The sequence below is a fragment of the Haloferula rosea genome, from assembly GCF_016595525.1.
GTDB classification, from domain to species: Bacteria; Verrucomicrobiota; Verrucomicrobiia; order Verrucomicrobiales; family Akkermansiaceae; genus Haloferula; species Haloferula rosea.
This window is the reverse complement of record NZ_JAENII010000001.1, coordinates 164,444-186,604: the sequence shown is the minus strand read 5'-3', so window position 1 is coordinate 186,604 and position 22,161 is coordinate 164,444. Positions and strand designations below refer to the sequence as shown.

13 protein-coding genes are annotated in these 22,161 nt (G+C 60.1%); 11 read left to right on the top strand and 2 right to left on the bottom strand.

Translation table 11 applies throughout. From position 1 onward, the window contains the following. Window positions 1–376: 376 nt before the first annotated feature. The 11 genes from JIN81_RS00670 (at window position 377) to JIN81_RS00620 (ending at window position 18,904) form a co-directional block, all read left to right on the top strand. Complete coding sequence (locus JIN81_RS00670; protein ID WP_200275206.1) at window positions 377–3,778, top strand: hypothetical protein; 3,402 nt, start codon at window positions 377–379, stop codon at window positions 3,776–3,778. 33 nt (window positions 3,779–3,811) lie between these two features. Further along, window positions 3,812–4,501, top strand: coding sequence for a hypothetical protein (locus tag JIN81_RS00665; protein ID WP_200275204.1), 690 nt, complete (start codon window positions 3,812–3,814; stop codon window positions 4,499–4,501). 179 nt (window positions 4,502–4,680) lie between these two features. Beyond that, window positions 4,681–6,447: an alpha-L-fucosidase gene (locus tag JIN81_RS00660; RefSeq protein WP_200275202.1), complete on the top strand. Its 1,767-nt coding sequence runs from the start codon at window positions 4,681–4,683 to the stop codon at window positions 6,445–6,447. Window positions 6,448–6,648: 201 nt separating this feature from the next. Next, complete coding sequence (locus JIN81_RS00655) at window positions 6,649–8,127, top strand: arylsulfatase (RefSeq protein WP_425498573.1); 1,479 nt, start codon at window positions 6,649–6,651, stop codon at window positions 8,125–8,127. 20 nt (window positions 8,128–8,147) lie between these two features. Beyond that, window positions 8,148–9,587, top strand: coding sequence for an alpha-L-fucosidase (locus JIN81_RS00650; protein WP_200275198.1), 1,440 nt, complete (start codon window positions 8,148–8,150; stop codon window positions 9,585–9,587). Window positions 9,588–9,700: 113 nt separating this feature from the next. Then, complete coding sequence (locus JIN81_RS00645; RefSeq protein WP_200275196.1) at window positions 9,701–11,527, top strand: arylsulfatase; 1,827 nt, start codon at window positions 9,701–9,703, stop codon at window positions 11,525–11,527. Then, complete coding sequence (locus tag JIN81_RS00640; RefSeq protein WP_200275194.1) at window positions 11,524–13,023, top strand: sulfatase family protein; 1,500 nt, start codon at window positions 11,524–11,526, stop codon at window positions 13,021–13,023. The genes JIN81_RS00645 and JIN81_RS00640 overlap by 4 nt, the downstream gene beginning before the upstream one ends. Before the next feature lie 19 nt (window positions 13,024–13,042). Then, the gene (locus JIN81_RS00635) at window positions 13,043–14,017 is read left to right on the top strand and encodes an alpha/beta hydrolase (protein ID WP_200275192.1); all 975 of its coding nucleotides are present in this window, start codon (window positions 13,043–13,045) and stop codon (window positions 14,015–14,017) included. Further along, window positions 14,014–16,161 carry a right-handed parallel beta-helix repeat-containing protein gene (locus tag JIN81_RS00630; RefSeq protein ID WP_200275190.1) on the top strand — a complete coding sequence of 716 codons (2,148 nt, stop codon included), beginning with the start codon at window positions 14,014–14,016 and terminating at the stop codon, window positions 16,159–16,161. The genes JIN81_RS00635 and JIN81_RS00630 overlap by 4 nt, the downstream gene beginning before the upstream one ends. 71 nt (window positions 16,162–16,232) lie before the next feature. Further along, window positions 16,233–17,726 (top strand): alpha-L-fucosidase, encoded by a 1,494-nt coding sequence (locus JIN81_RS00625; protein ID WP_200275188.1) that lies wholly within the window; start codon window positions 16,233–16,235, stop codon window positions 17,724–17,726. A 200-nt stretch (window positions 17,727–17,926) separates the two neighbouring features. Next, window positions 17,927–18,904, top strand: a complete 978-nt coding sequence (locus tag JIN81_RS00620; RefSeq protein ID WP_200275186.1) for a DUF6807 domain-containing protein — start codon at window positions 17,927–17,929, stop codon at window positions 18,902–18,904. Between the two features lie 14 nt (window positions 18,905–18,918). Here JIN81_RS00620 and JIN81_RS00615 read toward each other — a convergent pair whose 3' ends face one another. Both JIN81_RS00615 and JIN81_RS00610 read right to left on the bottom strand, forming a co-directional pair. Further along, window positions 18,919–20,502, bottom strand: coding sequence for an L-lactate permease (locus tag JIN81_RS00615; RefSeq protein WP_200275184.1), 1,584 nt, complete (start codon window positions 20,500–20,502; stop codon window positions 18,919–18,921). Window positions 20,503–20,711: 209 nt separating this feature from the next. Beyond that, complete coding sequence (locus JIN81_RS00610) at window positions 20,712–21,941, bottom strand: zinc-dependent alcohol dehydrogenase (protein WP_234044355.1); 1,230 nt, start codon at window positions 21,939–21,941, stop codon at window positions 20,712–20,714. Window positions 21,942–22,161 lie beyond the last annotated feature (220 nt).

Sequence of the window (22,161 nt, the reverse complement as noted above, 5' to 3'; positions counted from 1 at the left end):
AGCGCTTGATGCACCAAGGGCGAATCAGCGAGAGCACGTGACGCCGACCCATTTGAAATCGAGCGGAATCAAGTGGAACTTCAACGCGTGATTGCCCAGCACCGAGAGCATTCATCCACCAGAATTTCCCCATTTCCGGGGAAATTCGGCACACCTCCGCACTTATTGCATTTTCTTTGAAGAAACTCGTTAACGATTCGCTCGAATCCTCCTTATTTATGTAATGACAAAGTGAATTTCCGGGAACTTGCCTGCGCCCGGTTTCCGAGCTACCCTGAAGTGCGGAATCTTAGGCTCGGCAAGGCTTTCCGGCCGTCGCCAAACCCAGAATCTCCCAGTCGACGACAACCGCACCACCCGGGTGCACCACAGACCCATGTTGAAACCCACCAAACCCATCAAGCGTGGATCGAGAGCCCAAGGCTTTGCGCTCCTCGTGACCATTTCCTTGTTGGTGCTGCTGACGCTGCTCGCGGTCGGTCTCCTGAGTCTCAGCAGTGTTGCCCTACGTGGTTCGAATGCGGAGAGCAACAAGAGGATCGCGCAGGCCAACGCGAAACTTTCTCTGCAACTCGCCCTGTCCCGCCTGCAACTGCTTGCCGGAACGGACACGAGGGTCACCGCCCCTGCATCGGCGGTGAACGGAGTCAATGGACCCGAGCACCTTCACGGCGTCTGGCGCTCCTGGGAAGGGACCGATCACGATGAAGACAGCGGCCTCCCCATCAGCCCGAACTATGGTTCAAAAGTCGATGACTCCGGTGATGGAAAGTTTCTCGGCTGGCTGGTTTCCGGCGAACAGGCGGATTCAGGCGCCTCTGCGCCGCCGACCCTTGTCGAAGGAGCCAACACGATTCCACTCGTCTCCGAGGGCACGCTCGGAGCGGGCTCGGACAAGGAAGTCCATCTGGCACCAACGGAGTTGGAAAGCGGCGGAGCGATTGCCTGGTGGGTCTCCGGCGAGAACACCAAGGCTCGACTGAAGGTGCCGGATGAACCAAGCGGCGACTTCGAGGCGACCGACCAACTGCTGGTCTCCCCAGGTCCCAGTGGCTCGGCATTCAACATCGAGGACCATTCAAAGCTCGGCAAGGCGATCACCCGCAAGTCGATGAATTTCCTGAGCGACACAGGCACGGACAAGCCATCCCAGTTCTTCCATGACTTGACCCCTCATTCAAGGGGCTTGCTGACCAACGTCGCCAACGGAGGCTGGCGTCGCGACCTGTCCATCTGGGCCGAGAACTGGGATGAGGTTGAAGAGGGCTTTTCGTCGTTCACCCTGAGCCCCGGCAAGGTCCACACCTCGGGCAAATTCAACCGGAGTTCGGGCTCCAATCCGATCATCTACCCTTGGACCAATTGGAATCGATCCCCCTTTCAGAACTCGGTCAGCTGGGCCGCACTGGCGGATTTCGCCACCCAATACAAGCAATTGGACAGCTCGGGGAATCCCGTTGCAGTGCTCGCCGATTCAACCTCGCAGCAACTCAACGACTCCTTTCAGCAGTGGGAGCTTACCGACACCGTCCGTCGCATGCCGGTCGTTGCCCGGGTTCATACGGTATTCTCCCTGAGCGCCAAGGATCTGGGTAACGGCAACTACCAGCCCTGCGTGGTGGTCAATCCGGTGCTGACCATGTGGAACCCGTATGATGTCGCATTGGACACAGGTTCCTCACTCGGGACCATGCGGTTAACCGTCACCATGGCGTCCCCGTTCAGCATCCGCTTCGAACTGAACGACAAGGAGCAGGTCAGAAGCCTCGAATCCATCGGCGTCAAGAGCATGAACATCCCGGTCCGCTCGCCATCCGCCGTCTGGCTACCTGGCGAAGTCCGAACCTTTTCGCCAACAGGCGGTGAGACCGTCGAGGATGAGAGCAATGTGCTGGTCTACGACCCAGGTTGCAATCCGGGCGGCGGCGTCAAATACAACATTCCCGGCCTTGAGAACCGACCGGGAACCGAAACCCTGTCCGCCACCGAAGCACTGCTGCAAGCGATTCACAACGGCCCCAACGTCCAGGGCACCGGCGTCTACTACACCCTCAAGAGAGCGTCATCGAGAATCGCAAGACCTCCCAACACCGCGAACAAGAGTTGCCTGCTGGATGATCTACCGAACGCACAACGGATGCTTGGCGAGAATCTCAAGCTGACGGGAGTGAGCGGAAGCCTGCAAAGCCTGAGCACCAACCCGAAACCGTTTCTCACGGTGGCGTTCAGTGCAAGATATGCACGGGATGTCAACGACCAGATGGCCGACATCATCGTCAACGGCATCCACAACATGAACCCCGTCGTCGGCTACATGGTCAGCGCCAATGGTGATCAGAATGCCACCCCACTCGTCGAGCGCTTCGACCCTTATCCCTTCAATGTGATGCTCTTCCGTGTGAACGGCTACACCGATCCCGGAATGCCCTCGGGCATCTCGCTGGATCCCGAAGGATATTTGGGAAGCGGCTTCAGCTCCGGCGACGGGCTCTCCAACCTCGCCCTCCTCGAGGTTCCCACAAGGCCCTTGCGCACGATTGGCGACCTGCAGCACTTCAATGTCAACAAGTGCAACCACTGGCCACCGTATACGCTCAACGCACTGGGCAACAGCCGAACCAGCCCGTTCATCGACAGCGACAAGATCCGGGTCTCCCAATTGGGCGGCGGCGATCCGGTTTCGAACACCGTTGGCCATGACCACAGCTACGCCTTCAACCACGTGATGCATGACGACTGGTTCGTCTCTTCCATCGCGCCGGACACCCGTGCTTGGTCGGCCTCTCACGAGCGCTCCATGCAGGCGGTCTATGAAGACCACCTGACCGACGAGGTGCCACTGCCGAACCACTACTACAAGCCGGCAACGCCACTGAGCGAATCGGAAGCGGCTTCCAAGGCCTCCGACTTCCTGGGCCAATCCGACGCATGGGAAAAGGTCGCTGCCGAACTGGAGGTCGAGGGGATGTTCAACATCAACTCCACTTCCGAGCTCGCTTGGGAGATGCTCCTGAAGCGCCACTTTGGATCGGGCAATGCCGGCATGCTTATCCTGAATGGGAACAATGCCGACTTGGAAGAAGGCAAGGGCAGCCCGTTCCCACGCACGACCCTCGGCTCGGACCCTTCAGCCGCTCCGGGGGCGTTCTCGCTGCTCTCACAGCAACAGCGGTTCACCGACGATCAGATCAAGGCTCTCGCCAGAGAAATCGTGGTGGAAATCAAGAAGCGCGGCCCCTTCCTGTCGCTCTCCGAGTTCTACAACCGACAGCTCTCCAATGACACGGAACTGGCCAAGGCCGGTGCGGTGGAGTCCGCGCTGCAACGCTTGTCCGAAGGCCCCAGCAGCGAGAATCCCTATGCTGAGCTCCAATCGAGCTTCTCTTCCGCGCCGTCGTCGACCGATGTGATCGGTGGTCGACTCACCTACCCGTTCCCCGAGGCAGCGGAAGGCAACCCCGCCTATGGATTCCCCGGCTGGACGCGCCAGGCCGACATCCTGCGCCCACTCAGTGGAATCCTCTCGGCCCGGGACGACACCTTCACCATCCGCGCTTATGGCGATGCACGTGACCCCGCCACCAACAAGGTGGTCAGCCGGGCGTGGTGCGAGGCAGTTGTTCAGCGCAAGGCCGACTACGTGGACAGTTCTGCGGAGACCGGGGACGAGAAATACGTTCTCCCATCGGAAACCACCCTCAACTCCAAAGCGAACCAGCGCTTTGGACGGGGATTTGAAATCATTCATTTCCGTTGGTTGAGTCCCGAGGAGATCTGACCCCTCAACTCCGGCAAACCGCACAAACCCATCATGACCAAGTCCACCTCAATCCTCAGATGGATCGTCGGTTCGATGATCTGCCTACTCAGCGGATTCGTCCATGCCGAGCGCCCGCTGAAGATTCTCTATTTCCAGGCACCTGCCGACGCCCCCGAGAAGGCGTGCATCTACGGAGCGGGTGAGATGCTCGGGGAAACCGAGCTCCCGCGATACAACTTCTCGGACAACATCATCATCCCGAAAGGAGATGTGCTGCTGCGCTTCCTTCCCCAACCGCTCGCCGAAGACGCGAAGATCCCCAAGGCCGCTCCAAGGGTCAGGATTCCCGCTGGCTGGCAGAAGATTCTGCTCCTTGTTGCCCAGGACAAGGAGAACCCGGTCCTCCCCATCCGCGTGAAGGCAATCAATGCGAGCGACGGCGTCTTCGGTCCCGGAAGCATCTACATGATGAATCTCTCGAAGATCCGGATCGGAGGAACGGTCGGCGACAAGCAACTTGATCTACGACCCAACTCCATCGAGATCATCAAGAATCCCATCCCCGGCAACGGCTTCTATCCCACGAAACTCTACTCACTTGCCACCCCGCGTGCACGACCCCAGAGATTCATCAAGCAGATGTGGGAAAAGAATGCGACCACGCGTCAGGTGCTTTTCATCCTTCCGAAACCACCTCCGCAGCATGCGACCTACTACTGTGCCCCCGTTCCCGAGTTCTGATTGGGTGAACGGGATCCACCCGGCTTCATCGCAAGCAGCGAACCGAGCAGGTCCACATCGACACCTGCCCCCCTCATCTGAACGCGTGATGACACAAGTGGATGGAAGCGCCCGACCCGGCGCAACGTCCTGAGACATGGGCAAAACAGACAACGATACTGGCAATGAAAAACGGAAAGATGATGAGGGCATGGACCGCCTGCCTCACAGGACTACTGATGGCCGCGGAGTGCGGAGCGGAAAGCATGGATGACCTGTGGGGCGAGAGCACCGTCAAGCTCCGGGCCGAGAACGCCGAACGCGGCGAGCTTTTCGATGAAGGCAACTACGCCATGTTCATCCACTGGGGGCTCTACTCGCTGCTAGGCAACAAGGTGGACGGGAAGACCTACTACGGCATCGGCGAATGGATCATGGACCCGAAGATGGCGGGCATTCCGGTCGACGAATACAAGCAGCTCGCGAAACGTTTCAACCCAACCGAGTTCGACGCCAAAGCGATCGCGAAACTGGCGAAGGATGCAGGCATGAAGTACATCGTCATCACCGCGAAACACCACGACGGCTTCGCGATGTATGACTCCAAGGCCTGTGACTTCAACATCACCGAAGCCACTCCGTGGAAGGTCGACCCGATGAAGGATCTGGCGGCGGCCTGCCGCGAAGTGGGTCTGGGCTTCGGTTTCTACTACTCTCATAGTCAGGACTGGACCTTTCCGGGCGGACGCAAGGGACCTGTGGTGGACGAGAACGGCGAACCCGCGAGCTTTGATGACTATTTCACCAAGAAGTGCCTGCCTCAGGTCAAGGAACTCTGCACCGAATACGGTCCGATCGAACTGATCTGGTTCGATACCCCGGGCGGCATGGAGAAGAAGTATGTCCAGCAACTCGTCGATGTGGTGCGAGAGCACCAGCCTCGTGCCCTCGTGTCCGGACGCGCCGGCCACAACCTCGGTGACTACCAGACGCTCGGCGACATGGAGGTTCCGCACCACAACGTGGAAGGCATGTGGGAAAGCGTGGATACCACCAACGACTCTTGGGCCTATGCCTGGTATGACGAGAACTGGAAGTCCCCCGCCAAGATCCTCCACCGGCTCATTTCCTGTGTCGCTCGGGGCGGCACCTACATGCTGAACATCGGCCCGGATGGCCAGGGCGCGGTTCCCGAAAGGGCAACACAATCGCTGCGCGCGGCGGGTGAATGGATCCGGCGTTATCCACAGGTGGTCTACGCGACCGACGCCTCCCCGTGGGGGCATGCCCTTCCCTGGGGCGATGTCACCGTGAAAGGCGACCGTCTTTATCTGTCCGTCTTCGATTGGCCGCTTTCTGGAAAGCTACATCTGCCCGGCCTCAAGACGGGCATCAAGTCCGCCCTCCTCCACGACGATGGAAAGACCGTGGAACTCACGCACGAATCATCGGCGGGCTGGACCACCTTCGGTCTCCCTCCCCGCCCACCTGAAGGACTGGCGTCAGTGATCGAGCTTCGCTTGGACGGCCCACCGCAGGTGGACTCCACGTTCGGCATCGATCCCGATCTCGGCACGGAGATCCTCGCGGAGTTCTCCACGCCAACCGAGGCGACGATCGTCAAGGACCGCTGGATGGAGAAATTCGGCGAGTGGGTCTGCGAGTATCCGGTGACCGAGTGGAAAGCCGGCGGCAAGACGGTGTGGGAGGTCGACGTGCTTGAGCCCGGCGACTATCTAGCCTCGCTTTCCTATGCCGGAGAAGGTCGCCTTGTCTGGGGGGTCGAAGTCCTCGGCGGTGAGAAGATCCAGAACCAGCAGAATGCATCCCACAACTATCAGGAGTTCCCGATCGGATGGATCCATTTCCCGAAACCCGGCAACTACAAGGTCGCGGTCTCATGCCTCGAAGGAAACATCGAGTCCGCGAAGCTGCGATCCCTCCGACTGAAGGCGGTGGAGCCGTGACCCGGCCGGACTGCGGTGAGCTTCGCTTGAGCAGCCAAGCTCAGAGCAGCCCTGACTTGTATCCCTTCGCGACGGCCGACGGGGCATTTGAGACATCGAATTTCATCTCGTTCGCAGAATGAACGAGGGAACATTGCTTGTTCCAAAACCGAAGCTCTTTCACCAGCACCTGCCGCGGAGAATGAAAAGGTCACCAAAATGATGAACCGGATCACCACAATCGCTCTGCCTGCCGCGTTGCTTGCAACGCTGGCCCAGGGGGCCGACACCAAGCCTCTCGAGAGTTCGCGCCCGAACATCGTCCTCGTCATGACGGACGACCAGGGCATGGGCGACCTTTCCTGCATGGGCAACGAGGTCGTCAAGACACCGGAGATCGATCGCTTCCACGACAAAGCGACCCGTTTCACCGACTTCCATGTCAGCCCGACCTGCGCACCGACCCGGGCCGCGATGATGAGCGGGCGGGCTCCGTTCAAGAACGGCGTGACCCACACCATCTTCCAGCGCGAACGCATGGCACTGGACACCTTCACCTTGCCGCAGGCCCTGAAGACCGCCGGCTATGCGACCGGGATTTTCGGCAAATGGCATCTTGGCGACGAAGAGGAATACCTTCCCGGAAGCCGTGGTTTCGACGAGGTGCTGATCCACGGTGCCGGCGGCATCGGCCAGGTGGCTCTCGGGGACTTCCCGCCCAACAAGGAGAACCTCTATTTCGACAACATCCTGCTCCACAACGACACCATCGTGAAGACCAAGGGCTTCTGCACCGACCTCTTCTTCGATGCCGGGCTGGCGTGGATCCGGAAGCAGCACGCGGCGAAGAAGCCGTTTTTCGCCTACATCTCACTGAACGCGCCTCACGCCCCGCTCGTCGCGCCTGAGAAGAACATGAAGCGCTTTCTCGATCTCGGCTACGACAAGGGCACGGCCGGGCGCTACGGCATGGTCGAAAACATCGACGAGAACTTCGGTCGAATGATGTCGAAGCTCGCCGAGTGGAATGCCTTGGACAACACGCTGGTGATCTTCATGACGGACAACGGCGCGACCCACCTCAACGGCAAACACAAAGGCAAGAAGATGAAACATTTCAACGCCAACCTGCGCGGAGGAAAGAACTCGCCCTATGAGGGAGGAACCCACGTCCCCGCATTCTGGCAGTGGAAGGGCGTACTCGGCGAGGGAGTGGACGTGGACGCGCTGACTGCGCACATCGACCTCTACTCGACTTTCTGCGAGCTGGCTGGCGTGGAACTTCCCGCCAAGATGCAGGAACTCGATGGCCGATCACTCGTTCCGCTTCTTGAGGACCCGGCCGCCCAGTGGCCCGACCGGAAGCTCTTCTTTCATTGCGGTCGCTGGAATCCCGGCAAGCGCGACAGTTTCAAATACACCAAGTGTGCCGTCCGCACCGACCGCTGGCGCCTTGTGAACAACGAGAGCCTCTTCGACGTCTCCAAGGACCCATCGGAAACCACCGACGTGGCGGGCTCCCATCCCGAGGTGGTGACCGAACTCCGCAAAGCCTACGATCAATGGTGGAACGAAGTTCAACCATGGATGGTGAACGAGGGTCTCCCGAAACTGAAGGAGGCCGAATTCCCACTCAACATCCGCTATCACAAGCAACTGAAGGACAAGGGAATCCCGGAGTGGGCTCCCGAAGCACTCTAACCCTATTACCGACTCGACCGATGAAAGCCCTCCATCTCACCCTAGTCGCTCTCCTTGCGGGAATGCCGATGACCTTGGCCCAGCAGACCGCCAAGAAAGCGCGAGCCAAGCGCGACATCACCTTCGAATACCGATTCGACGACAACCTGCGCCAGACCCCGGATTCCATCAAACGACAGGAGCAGTGGTTCCGCGACGCCAAGTTCGGTGCCTTCATTCACTTCGGCGTCTACTCGATGCTCGAGGGCGAATACAAGGGACGCGGCAGTCAGTTCCGCTATTCCGAATGGATTCAGGTCTCCGCCAAAATGTCGGCGGCTGAGTACCATGAGGTCGCCAAGACCTTCAATCCGGTCGATTTCGATGCGGATGCATGGGCCAAGACCTTCAAGGATGCCGGCATCCGCTACGTCGTGATCACCTCGAAACACCACGATGGCTTCGCGCTCTTCGACTCCATGGTGAGCGACTACAACATCGTCGACTACACCCCCTTCAAGCGCGACATCATCAAGGAGCTGAGCGAAGCCTGCCACAAGCAGGGCCTGAAGTTCGGCGTTTACTACTCCCATGCCCAGGACTGGGATGAACCGGACGCCCCCTACCTGAACAACCGGACCAAGCGGAGCGTTCTGCATCCGGATCTCCCCGCCGACTTCCAGCCGGACTTCGACCGCTACCTCACGAAGAAGAGCCTGCCGCAGGTCGAGGAGCTCGTGAAGAACTACGATCTGGACCTGATCTGGTTCGATACACCCGCCGACATGACCTTCGAACGCGCCAAGCTCTTCAGCGACATGGTGCGCAAACACCGCCCGGATTGCCTGATCAACTCGCGGATCATCCACGGCGGCAAGGACAAGATCCTGCAGGAGAATCTCGAGCTCTTTGACTACGTCTCGATCGGAGACAAGGAGGTCCCCACCCGGAAGATTCCCCTCTATGTCGAATCGCCGGACAGTGTGAGCACCTCCTTCGGCTACAAGACGAAAGGCAACCATCACTACCACACCGACGCCGAGATGATCCACCGGCTCGTGCACACGATCTGTGCGGGTGGCAACTCACTGGTCAACAACGGCCCCATGGGCAACGGCAAGCTCGACCCGGAAGCGGTCAGGATCTATGGAGTCATGGGCGAGTGGCTCAAGGTGAATGGCGAGTCCATTTACGAAACCCGCCGCAACCCGCTGGCCGAACGCCCTGAGTGGGGAGACATCTCGGTCAGCAAGGATGGCAAGTCGCTCTACCTGCACGTTCTCAAGTGGCCGGAGTCCGGCAGCATCACCGTGAACGGCTTGACCACCCCCGCAACCTCCGCTGCCTTCTTGGCCAACGGAACGAAGGCGGAGTTCGCCCAAGAAGGGAACGGTCTGAAAATCCATCTCCCCGAGCAACCGCTGAATAAGTATGACACGGTTATCAAGCTGAGTTTCGCTGAAAGCGTCGGGAAAAACTGATCGTCCATGTAGGGTCACGACCTACTACCGATCTCTCCCATTTCCGGACCCCGGCCCGGCATAAGCAAGCCACTGGTCCCTCTTCTCAAACCCACCAATCCCGACCGAACAACATGCACCTCGGAAAACACCTACTGACAGCGGTCGCCGCCGCGGCTATCGCGAATACGGCCGTCTGCGATGAATCGAAGAAGCCCAACGTCGTGATCGTCATCACCGACGACCAGGGCTATGGCGACCTCGGCTTCACCGGCAATCCCGCCATCAAGACTCCGAACCTCGACAAACTGCGAAGCGAGGGAACCCTCCTCAACAACTTCCATGTCGACCCCACCTGTGCGCCGACACGCTCCGCGCTGATGACAGGCCGCTACTCCGACCGTGTCGGCGTGTGGCACACGGTCCAGGGCCGCAACATGCTCAGGACCCGCGAGCGGACGATGGCCGACCTCTTCGCATCCAATGGCTACGCGACCGGACTCTTCGGCAAGTGGCACCTCGGTGACTGCTACCCCTACCGCCCTGAAGACCGCGGTTTCCAGCATACCGTCTATCACCAGGCCGGCGGTGTCGGTCAGGCTCCGGACTACTGGGGCAATGACTATTTCGACGACACCTACATCGTGAACGGCAAGCACCAGCGATTCGAGGGCTTCTGCACCGACATCTGGTTCGACGAGGGGATCAAGTTCATCAAAGCCAACAAGGACAAGCCCTTCTTCGCCTACATCTCGACCAACGCCCCGCACAGCCCGTATTTCTGCCCGGAAGAATACACCGCTCCCTACGAGGGCAACCCGGACGTATCGATCCCCGAGTTCTACGGGATGGTCACCAACATCGACGACAACATGGCCAAACTGATGGGCATGCTCGAAAGCGAGGGACTCGCGGACAACACCATCCTCGTCTTCATGACCGACAACGGCACCGCCGGAGGTCTCAAGGGAGGGCGCGGGTTCGACGGTGGCATGCGCGGCCAGAAGAACTCGGAATACGATGGCGGGCACCGCGTACCGTTCATCATCCGCTGGCCCGACGGCAAGATCGAGGCGGGAAAATCCGTCGAGCAGCTCAGCGCTCACATCGACATCCTGCCAACCTTCATCGATGTCTGCGGGCTGGCTTCCCCCGAGATCGAGTTCGATGGCACCAGCCTGCGTGACCTTCTCTACACGGACGGCGCGGACTGGCCCGACCGGGCACTGGTGGTGGAATCCCAGCGTGTGGTCGACCCGATCAAGTGGCGTAAGAGCGCGGTGATGACCGACCGCTGGCGTCTGGTCAACGGCGAGGAACTCTACGACCTGAAGGTCGACCCGAAGCAAGCGACCGATGTCTCCGACAAGTTCCCCGAAGTCACCAAACGCCTGCGGGCGGAGTATGACGTTTTCTGGAACGACGTTTCACGCGAGCACAGCCTGACCAGCTACATGATCATCGGCTCCGACAAGTCCCCGATCGTGGCGCTCTCGTCGCACGACTGGCTCATCGACAAGCTTCCGCCCTGGCACCAGAAACACATCACCAATGGCGACGTTGCGGAGGAGTCGTTCTGGGCCATCGAGGTCGAGCGCGACGGAGACTATGAGATCTCGCTGCGCCGCTGGCCTGCGGAAGCCGACAAGGGCATCAATGACGGCACCTACGGCAAAGCCTTCAACTACAAGCAGGCGCGCATGCGGATCGGCGGAATCGACGAAACCATGGACATCCCTGCCGGCGCGAAGGAAGTCACCTTCCGGGTGTCACTCAAGAAGGGTGTGACCAAGTTCTCCCCCTTGTTCATCGGGCCAGACCTCACCGCGACCCCTTACTACGCTTACATCACCCATCAGCCGAAGCCCGGTTGGCAGACCCCCGAAGGCATGGGCCTCCCGGTGTATGATCCCAGCTACGGCCGTGTTCCACCCCAACTCAAGAAGGGCAAATCCAAATGAGAGTGACTCAAGCGCTCATCGTCGGCTTCGCGGTTCTCGCAGCCGGGATCGTGGATGGAGAAAGACCGAACATCGTCTTCCTCATGTCCGACGACCAGAGCACCTACACCATGGGTTGCTATGGCAATCCCGACGTGAAGACACCGAACCTCGACCGCCTGGGGGGCGAGGGCATGATCTTCGACAATCACTACGTCACCACGGCCATCTGCATGGCGTCGCGGGCAACCGCAATGACCGGCATGTATGAATACAAGACCGGGTGCAACTTCGACCACGGCCACATGCTGGTGAAGACGTGGAAGAAATCATACCCGATGCTGCTGCGTGAGGCCGGCTACCAGACCGCCTTCGCCGGCAAGTTCGGCTTCGACCTCGTCAACGAACCCGACGGAAAGAAGCTCCCTCTGCCTGCCGGTGATTTCGACAAATGGGGCGGAGGTCCGGGGCAGACCCACTATGAGACGGCGCGGAACAAATCGATGGCAGCCTACGCCAAAGACTATCCGCATTCGACGCTTTCCTACGGCGCATTCGGACGGGACTTCATCCGCGAGGCCACGAAATCGGAGAAGCCCTTCTGTCTCTCGGTCAGTTTCAAGGCTCCACACAAGCCAGCCACTCCGGATCCGAAATTCGACGCCGTTTACAAGGGAAAGACCTTCAAGAAGCCGGAGAACTACGGCCGGAAGAACGGCGAGCACTTTTCCAAGCAGAGCAAGCAGGACCGACAGTACGAGCGCTTCGAGTCGTGGAACTACTCGGACAATTACGATGAGGTCATGGCGACCTACCACCAGCAGATCCACGCGATCGATGTCGCGGTGGGAATGATCCGTGAAGCGCTGGAGGAACAGAAGGTCGCCGACAATACGGTCATCATCTACACCTCGGACAACGGATTCTTCTGCGGTTCGCACGGCTATGGATCCAAGGTCCTCCCCTACGAAGAGTCCTCGCGGGTGCCCCTGATCATCTTCGATCCACGCCATCCCAACTCGGGTAGGAAACTGCGGACGGACGCGTTGACGGGAAACATCGATTTTGCCCCGACCATGCTGAAGCTCGCCGGTCTTCCAGTGCCGGAGAACATGGACGGAGATGACCTGATGAAGGTCTACGGCGACCCGAAGGCTGCCATCCATGATTCCATTGCCCTGATCAATGTCTGGGGAAAGTCCCCCACCCACACCATGGCGGTGGTGACGAAGGACAGGAAATACATCCACTGGGGATACGCGAACGATGGATTCGAAGTCACCGAGGAGCTCTACCTGCTCGGAAAGGATCCGCTCGAACTGACCAACCAGGCCGGGAACCCGGAAGCCAGCTCCGTCATGGAACAGATGCGCAAGATTTACGACCGCCATCTCGCCCACTGGAAGGCGGAGGCCGTCCCCTACCACAACTACCAGCCATACGGCACCATCTTCGACCGCAACATCGATTGGGATGAGCGCGCCCCACTTCTGCGTAAGCGGGGCAGGGCGAAGTAAGCCAAATCGATCACTCGAAATGAGACGCCTATCACTCCGCGCGCGAGGCCTGATGGTCGCCGCGTTCGGCCTGCTCGCCGCGGCGGCACAGGACGGTAAGAAGGTCACCTGGGCCGGGCAAACCCAACTCGACGTTCCCTACAAGAAGGTCGGGAACAAGGAGCTGCGTTTGGACATCTACTTCCCGGATGAGAATCAGCCGCAGGATGCACCGGTCCTCTACTACGTCCACGGTGGTGGATGGGCAGCCGGCAGCAAGGACAAGGGCGGGCTCCCGCTCATGCGACCGGTGTTCGAGATCGTTGCCGAGAAGGGATTCGTCTGCGTCTCCATCGACTACCGTCTATCGAAGAACAACGGCGTGTTGATGCGCGACTGCGTGACCGACGCCATGGACGGTCTCCGTTTCCTGAGGAAGAACGCGGATCGATACGGAATCGACCCGGAGCAGATCGTGGTATGGGGTGATTCGGCGGGAGGACAACTCGCGCAGATGCTCGCCCTCGCCGATCCCGAAAAGTTTCCCGGCGATCCATCCCTCGCAGGCTCCAAGGTCAGGCCAGTGGCCGGTATTTCCTGGTATGGGCCGACCGACTTCACCGATGTCGGACTCTTCAGAACCGATGCGTCCGACAAGCGAGCCGACCGCTTCGGCAACCGGATCGTGGGCAACTCGAAAGGCTACGCTGCGAACCGGGAAGCATACGAGGAGATGAGCCCGTATTTCTGGATTCGCAAGGGCAGCCCTCCTCTTCTTCTGCTGCAGGGTGATGGCGATACCACCATTCCCTTCGCCCACGCCCCTCACCTGAAGAAGAAGGCCGACGAGATCGGCGCGGATCTCACCATGGTCGTCGTCAAGAACGCCGGACACAACTGGCGCAAGGCGGGAGGATCACCGAAGCCGGGCGTGCAGGAGATCCAGAAGATCACCGCCGACTTCGCGATCGCACAGATCCGGAACAAGCCATCTCGAATCCCGAGCAAAAAATGAATCCCAAGCGAAAACTCGCTCTCGCAGCCGCCGGACTCTGTTTCTGCCATGTGGTGAAGGCTGCGGACTACTATATCTCACCGCAGGGCTCGGACAGCTGGTCCGGCACCCTGGCCGAGGCCAATGCAGAGGGCACCGATGGCCCCTTCGCGACCCTCAAGCGTGCACGCGATGCGGTCCGTGGCCTGAAGCAAAGCAAGCGCGGCGACCTCGTCGTCAAAATCCGCGGCGGGATCTATCAGCTTACTGAAACGGTCGTGTTCGGACTCGAAGACTCGGCACCGGAGAATTCCACGATTACCTACACCGCTTCCCCCGGGGAAACCCCGGTGTTCACATCAGGCCGGGAGATCACGGGATGGAAAAAGCCGGAAGTCGACCTCCCCGGCCTTCCACCGGTCGCGCGCGATCACGTGGTCGTGGCGGATGCCACAGGGAAGTTCCGCACCCTCTATGACTCGGAGGGCATGCTGCCACGGGCACGGTCCGCTGGCTTCATCCCGCTGAAGGGAAGCAGCCGCAACCGACTGCGGTTTCCTGGGGGAGCGCTCCGGGAGTGGTCCAATGTCGAGGACGTCGAGATCATCGTCCGCCCCCACCATGCGTGGATCATGAACATTCTGCCGCTCAAGTCGGTCGATGAGTCGTCCGGGACCGCCCTGACCTCCATCGACGCGACCTACGTGATGAATGAGCTCCACTTCCTGAAGGGGACGGAGTCGTGTTGGGTGGAGAACACGCTCGAAGGACTCGACGAACCCGGCGAGTGGGTTCTCAACAGCAAAGAGGGCAAGCTCTACCTCTGGCCGCGGAACGACCTGCCGATCGCGGCCCCGACCTTGACGGAATACATCCGCGTCGAGGGGAAGATCGACATGGAAGGTCCCAAGGATACCCCGGTGAAGAACCTCCGCTTCCAGGGGCTCACATTCAAACATGGCGAACGCTATCTTCTGGACCCCAACGACGCGGGCTTGCAGCACGACTGGGACATGCTCGACAAGGACAACGCGCTTGTCAGGTTTCGCGGAACGGAGAATTGCGCGATTGAGAAATGCCACTTCCTCCACAGCGGAAGCGGGGCGATCCGGGTGGACCTGCACGGCATGGGGAACACCATCTCAGGCAACCACATCGCGCACATGGGCGGAGCCGGCATCCTGCTCTGCGGCTACGGCCCGGGCACCAAGGACGTGAACCGGAAGAATCTCGTCTACAACAACCACGTCCACCATGTCGGCGGGATCTACTGGCACTCTCCCGGCATCATGCTGTGGCAAAGCGGCGAGAACCGTGTGGCGAACAATCTGGTCCACCACACACCCTACACCGGCGTGATCCTGTCCGGTTGCATGACCGAGTTCTTCAAGAAGAAGGGCCGCGAGCTCGGGCGAACCATCAGGCGGCACGAGATCGGCAATCTTCCAGCCAATCCCACCATCGACGACGTGCGCCCCTACCTGCACACGCACGACAACCTCATCGAATACAACGAAATCCATCACGCGATGGAAAAGATGGGTGACGGCAACGCCATCTACATCCGCGGCGCGGGTGCGGGCAATGTGATCCGCCGGAACTACATCCATCATCTGGTCGCACCGATGATCATGCAGTGCGCCGTGCGCACGGACGGCGGTCAGATGGACACCCTGTTTGCCGAGAACCTGATCTACAAGTGCACCTCGCAGGGCATGATGCTGAAGCTCAATACCCGATGCGAAAACAACATCGTCGCCGAAATCATCGCCCCTCCCCGAGGCTACTACCTCTCCCTGCGCGAGGGACCGATGACCGGCGCAACGATCAAGCGCAACATCCTCTATTCGACCAACCAGGAAACGGACTTCATCAACATCCTCCCGGTTAAGGGCAACAAGGGTGAAGACCGGCGCGGGCGCAAGGTGGCACGCATCGAGGATATCGAGACCGACCACAACATCTACTTCTGCGCCCCCCGCCCCGAACTGGCCAAAGAGACACTCAAGCACAACCAGAGCAAGGGTGCGGACGCCAACAGCCGGGCCGTCGACCCCATGTTCGTCGACCCCGAGAACGGCGACTTCCGATTCAAGCCGGGCTCCCCTGCTCTGGAAATGGGGATCAAGCCCATCGACTTCAGCAAGATCGGGTTGCGGAAATGATTCACGGATCAACTGCCCCATCCCCGGACCACCGCACCCATCAGACACCCCTGAACACCCTCCATCACACCATGCACCGCACTCTGATCTACTCACTTGTCAGCGCCTTGGCGGCTGGACTCTCTCCGGCAAGCGAGATCGAACCAAACTGGGAATCGATGGCCGAGCACTACCAGGTGCCGGACTGGTTCGTCGACGGCAAGCTCGGTGTCTGGTTCCACTGGGGAATCTCGTCCGCAGCCGACGAAAACCGCCCGAACGATGGCTCCCACTACGGGCGCCGTATGTATTCGCCGCCTCCCGCCGGCAAGCCGGACAACGAACTGGACATGAGTGAGACGCTCACCAAGTGGCACATCGAGCGCTACGGCCCACTTGAGGAGTTCGGATACGAAAAGTTGATTCCCCTCTTCAAGGGAGAGAAATGGGACCCCGATGCCCTGGTCGGATTCGTGAAGGACAACGGCGCGCGTTTCATCATGCCGGTGGCGTGCCACCACGACAACTTCGACATGTACGATTCCTCCCACCCATGGAACTCGTTCAAGATGGGGCCGAAGCGCGACACCCTGAAGGAATGGAAGGCCGCAGCCACGACGCACGGGCTCAAGTTCGGGGTCTCCACCCACCTGTATTGGTCGCCGCGCTTCTTCGCGAATGCCCGCAAGTACCAGAAGCCCGGTACCCCGGAGTGGTCCCTGTTCAACATGGACTACGACCCCCGGGGATACGCCAGTCAGGACAGCTGGAATGAACACTGGTATGCCCGCTGTTGGGAGATCATCGAGAAATACGATCCGGACATGTTCAACAACGACTGCCCCTACCCAAACGAGAGAACAGGCAAGGGGCTCGGGGTCAAACTGTTCTCGGACTACGTCAACCGCGACCTCGCAGAGAACAACGGCAAGCAGACCGTCGTGTTCTCCTGCAAGGATGGCAAACTCGACCGCCGGGCCTTCACCTACAACCTCGAACGCGGCAGCTCGGGCGAGATCCAGTCCGAACCGTGGATCTGGGCCACCGACTTGTCCGGCGGTTGGTTCTACCGGGCAACCGCCGTCAACAGGATGTCGATCCCCGTCATGGTCGGCAACGCGATCGATGCAATCAGCAAGAACGGCGTGGTCATGCTCAACATCGCGCTCAAGGGCGACGGCACCATCCCCGACACACAGGCCGCCTACCTGACCACATTCGGCGACGTCCTCAAAACATGCGGTGAAGGCATCTATGGAACGAGGCCGTGGACGACCTATGGGGAAGGTCCTCTCGAGATCAAGACCGGCCGCCAGGGCGAGAACCGCAAGAACTACTCCCAGAACGACATCCGTTTCACCACCAAGGACGGGGTCCTTTACGCCTTCGTGCTGGCAAAGCCGACCGCCGACATCGTGATCCAGACACTCGCCACTGGAGGAGCACTCAAGGAAGACATCACGGGCATCTCCCTGATGGGCAGCAATGAAGCGATCCAGTGGGACCGCACCGACAAGGCGCTCACCATCCGCTTGCCGAAGCAATTGCCCGACCAACCGGTGCTTGGCTTCAAGATCACGAAGTAACGCGGACCGAGGGGCATCAAACTCCCGGAAGCATGGCCACGCCTGGCATTCTCATCGCCGGGGCACTTCCTCTGAAAGATCTACAGTGATCGGGCTGTCAGTTGTGGGGGGACCCACGCACTCCATTACCCCACATGGGTAATGGGTGATGGCTTCCCGATCGCCTAAATTGATCCACAAGTCCAAGTCATCCCACCATCGTGAACCACCTCGCCCCTCTCGCCCCTCTCGCCCTGCTCCTCGCCACCGCACCCCTTCACGCCCAGATCGAGCTCAAACAATCTGACGAGCGTCTGCGCGTCGAGATCGACGGCAAACTCTTCACCGAGTATCGCACGGATCGCAAGGTCCCCTGCCTCTACCCGGTGATCGGTTCTTCCGGCCAAGGCCTGACACGCAACTTTCCTCTGACCAAAGCCACCGACGGCGAACAAAAGGACCACCCCCACCACGTCTCGCTCTGGTTCACCCACGGACTCGTCAATGGCGTTGATTTCTGGGCACAGCACCTCAAGCGAAAGGGACGCATCGTTCACAAGGGGTTCGGCACGAATTCCACCGGTAGCAAGAACGTCGATGGCGTCAGGACGGACACCGCAAGCTTCAGTGTGGAGCTCTCGTGGGAAGAAGGTGACACCGTTCACCTGAAGGAGCAGCGCACCTACACGATCACCGCGCGCGGCAATACCCGGTTCATCGACATGGAATCCATCCTGACCAGCCCTAACGGCGACGCCCTTTTCGGTGACACCAAGGAAGGGACCGCAGCCATCCGGGTCGCACCCACGCTGCGCACCAAGGGCCCCGTCGCCAAGGGAGCGATCCTCAACAGCAATGGGGAACGCGACGGCAAAGCCTGGGGCAAACGGGCAGCCTGGGTGGCCTACTCGGGCCCCGACGCGTCGGGCGAACCCGTGGTCGTCGCCATGTTCGACCATCCATCGAACCTCCGCCACCCGACCTGGTGGCACGCCCGGGACTACGGACTGCTCGCCGCCAACCCGTTCGGGCAACACGATTTCGAGGGCAAGAAGGATGCCCATCTGGGAGATCATACCCTCAAACATGGGGACAGCCTCACCTTCCGCTATCGCATCATGCTGCATACCGGCGACCATGAGTCCGCCGATCTTCCCAGCGAGTGGAAGATCTACTCTACAACCGGTTCAGGTCGTTAGAAGAGCAACGTCAATCAGAGCATGATCGCTCCGACCACCCCGGCGATCGTTCCATAGACCACCAACGGAATGATCGTGCGCTTGAGCAGGTAACCTTCCTGGTGTTGCAGGCCGACGACGGTCGAAACCGCCACGATGTTGTGAATGCAAACCATGTTTCCCATTGATCCGCCCACGGACTGCATCGCCAGAACCACGACCGGATCCAGCCCGATGGACAGCGCCGCATTTTCCTGAATCGCACCGAAGGTCATGGCCGAAACCGTGGCGGAACCCGAGAAGAACGACCCCAGGGCCCCGAGGAAAGGAGCTCCGAATTTCCATCCCGGGCCCAGCAGGTCGGCAAGCGACGAGCCGATGATGGCCGCACACGACGCGTCGCCACCATAGCGCAGCAGTTCGACGAGAATCAGCGCGCCGAACAAGGCCACCCCGGGAAGATACATCCGCTGTGCCGACTCGGAAATCACCTTGCGGCGGGCCATCTTCTCCATCCGGAACAACCTGAAGCTGATCAACGACACGAGGATGAACGGAATCAGCGAGGGAACGTAGAGCGTCTTGAATGCCCAATCCACCTGCTCGGCGCCAAAGACTCCCTCCATGCTGACGGTCAGGGACTTCGCGATGGTAAACTCTCCCAACGATCCCAGACCCACCGACCAGAGCGGCTCCATGCTCGTCATCAAGCCCTTCAACCCGAGCTGTTGGATCCGTGTCACGACCAACACCAGCACGGTGGCCCAGATCGGGAAAGCCGCCTTCAGGACCGCCTTGCCCGCAACCTGCTCGCGGTTCTCCCAGCCCTCACTGCGCTTCAGGCCGATGTTGTGATTGGCGAAGAAGACCGTCGCGATCAAACCGACCGATCCTCCGATGATCGCGGGAAACTCGAGACTGAAGAACGACAGAATGATGTAGGGCACCACACAGCTGAGCACTGACAGGAAGATGAACACGAGGTTCTCACGGATCTCCTTCCACGGAGCCATGAACCGCAGCGCGATCAGGGGCACGACCAGCGATGCAACCCCGTGGATCACGGTCGAACGGATTCCGATCTGGATCAGCTGCTCCTCGGAAAGCCCGAGGGATTGGAACCCGAACCAGGTCGGCGTGCCCACCGCGCCAAAGGACACCGGCACGCTGTTCATGATCAGGCAAAACAACGCCGCACGAACCGGCGTAAAACCCAGTCCCACCAGTATCGGAGCTGCCAGGGCGGCAGGCGTTCCGAAGCCACTCGCACCCTCGACCAGAAAGGCGAAGGCCCAGCCGACAATCATCAGTTGCCCGATGCGGTTGCCGGTGATCGTCGCGAGCTTCTTGCGGATCACATCCATCGCCCCCGAATGCTCCATCGTGCTGAAGAGGAAGATCGCCCCCCAGACGATCAGGATCGGGGTAAACGCCTTGAACACTGCCGCGAAGGCCACGGCATTCGCCGTATTGGCATCCAGCTCGAAGCCGATGGTTTTCACCAGATACATCAACAGCGCGGCCAGCGGCAGCGCCTTGTAGGAGGGCCATGGGTTGGCCTTGGTCATCAACACCACGAGGACAACGATGGGGGCGAGCGCTAGGATAACCTCTTTCATGGGCTGCATCGACCACAGGTCGATCCGACACCCGTCCCACCTTTGAAATGAGCCACCGACGGCGCCAGCTTTCCTGTGGGAAGTTTCTAGCTTCCCCCCCGCTCGAGGGGAACCCATGAGCAAGGCGTGCGCCTCGAATCAGGATTCGTGCGTGATCGGACCTCCCCCGGCACCAAGGATGGAGACCAGCTGCTTCCTCGGACGGTTCCTCAGGCTTCGACGACGACCTTCACGCCTTCCTGGCGCAGGTTGACATCGAAGGCGTCCTGAATCCGGTCGAGCGGAAACTTGTGGGTGACCAGTGATGCCACGGGCAGTCCGATGCGTTCCGCGCGCTGCAGGAAGTGATAGGCATTCGGATACTCGAAGCTGTTGTACACCCAGCTTCCCGTCACCGTGATTTCCTTGCGACAGATGTCCTGATGGGGATTGATCGAGCATTCGCCACCGTCGACGAAGTGACCGACCTCACAGATTCCTCCACCCCGACGGATGCACTTGAAGAGATTGGCAAAAGCCTGCGGCACCCCTGTGACCTGGAATCCGGCATGGGCGCCAACCCCCTTGGTCAGACTCTCGACCTTGGCCGCAAGATCATCGATGCCGGAGTAGTCCTTGTAGTTCAGCGTTTCATCCGCCCCCAGCTCAGCAGCCAGCTTCAAACGATCGGGATTCCCGTCGATGGCGATGATGTTGTTGACGCCCGCCGTGCGCAGCACCGCAATCATCAGCAGGCCGATCGGCCCGCACCCCTGCACCACGACCCGGGCGCGGAAATTCAACCGCATGCCCACGTCCTTCGCACGCTGATAGGCATGGCAAACAACCGCAGCCGGCTCGATGAGACAACGAAGCTCCAGGCTCATGTCGTTGACGACGAAGAAGGACGACCCCGGTCGGATGATCAGGTATTCGCCGAAGTAGCCGTTGAAATGATTGTCGGGTTCGTCAGGCAGCAAACCATACACCTTGAGGTCATCACAGAGGTTCGACTTCAGCGGGTTGTACTTCGCGATCATGCACTCCTGCGAATTTTCAAGGATGCTCGTCACGATCTTGTCGCCGACCTGCACCGGCTTGCCGACGCTGTCCATCTTCACCTCGGAGCCCACCTGCATCACCTCACCGGTTCCTTCGTGACCGAGCACGACGGGGGCGAGACCGAAAGGATCCGAATTGTAGCAGTGGATGTCCGTGCCGCAGATCCCGCAAGCCTCCACCTTGACCAGAATCTCGTCCGGCCGGATGCCACGCAGGGGAAACCGTTGGATCTCGAGAGTCTTCGGCCCGGTCAGCACCGCCGCACGTCCCATGACTCCCCCGGCCGGGCTTGCATCCGCCTCTCGGGATGCCTGGGAACGATCACCGCCGCCTTGGGATGCGATCACCTCGGTAACGATCCGTGCGATCTGTGCTTGGTCCACGATTGGGTCACTCATAATCCGGGATGGGTGACATATCGGAGTCCACTGCGGATGGCAATGCTTGGAGCGCCACTTCGATCATACTGACGCGGATTCCCTTCCGCCGGTTGGTCGACTCCAGACCTCGGTCCATCGATCCGATTCCCGACCCTGGTCCCTCACGGGTAGCACGCGGAGGGAAGGGATCCGGCCGGAGATGGGAAAATCAGGGGTCGACATTTCACCCGCCCCCCCC

Excerpts from the sequence above, each read along its gene's own strand:
- JIN81_RS00610 (WP_234044355.1), bottom strand. The coding sequence starts at position 21,941 with ATGAGTGACCCAATCGTGGACCAAGCACAGATCGCACGGATCGTTACC.
- JIN81_RS00665 (WP_200275204.1), top strand. The coding sequence starts at position 3,812 with ATGACCAAGTCCACCTCAATCCTCAGATGGATCGTCGGTTCGATGATC.
- JIN81_RS00660 (WP_200275202.1), top strand. The coding sequence starts at position 4,681 with ATGATGAGGGCATGGACCGCCTGCCTCACAGGACTACTGATGGCCGCG.
- JIN81_RS00670 (WP_200275206.1), top strand. The coding sequence starts at position 377 with ATGTTGAAACCCACCAAACCCATCAAGCGTGGATCGAGAGCCCAAGGC.
- JIN81_RS00645 (WP_200275196.1), top strand. The coding sequence starts at position 9,701 with ATGCACCTCGGAAAACACCTACTGACAGCGGTCGCCGCCGCGGCTATC.
- JIN81_RS00625 (WP_200275188.1), top strand. The coding sequence starts at position 16,233 with ATGCACCGCACTCTGATCTACTCACTTGTCAGCGCCTTGGCGGCTGGA.
- JIN81_RS00630 (WP_200275190.1), top strand. The coding sequence starts at position 14,014 with ATGAATCCCAAGCGAAAACTCGCTCTCGCAGCCGCCGGACTCTGTTTC.
- JIN81_RS00640 (WP_200275194.1), top strand. The coding sequence starts at position 11,524 with ATGAGAGTGACTCAAGCGCTCATCGTCGGCTTCGCGGTTCTCGCAGCC.
- JIN81_RS00650 (WP_200275198.1), top strand. The coding sequence starts at position 8,148 with ATGAAAGCCCTCCATCTCACCCTAGTCGCTCTCCTTGCGGGAATGCCG.
- JIN81_RS00635 (WP_200275192.1), top strand. The coding sequence starts at position 13,043 with ATGAGACGCCTATCACTCCGCGCGCGAGGCCTGATGGTCGCCGCGTTC.
- JIN81_RS00655 (WP_425498573.1), top strand. The coding sequence starts at position 6,649 with ATGAACCGGATCACCACAATCGCTCTGCCTGCCGCGTTGCTTGCAACG.
- JIN81_RS00615 (WP_200275184.1), bottom strand. The coding sequence starts at position 20,502 with ATGAAAGAGGTTATCCTAGCGCTCGCCCCCATCGTTGTCCTCGTGGTG.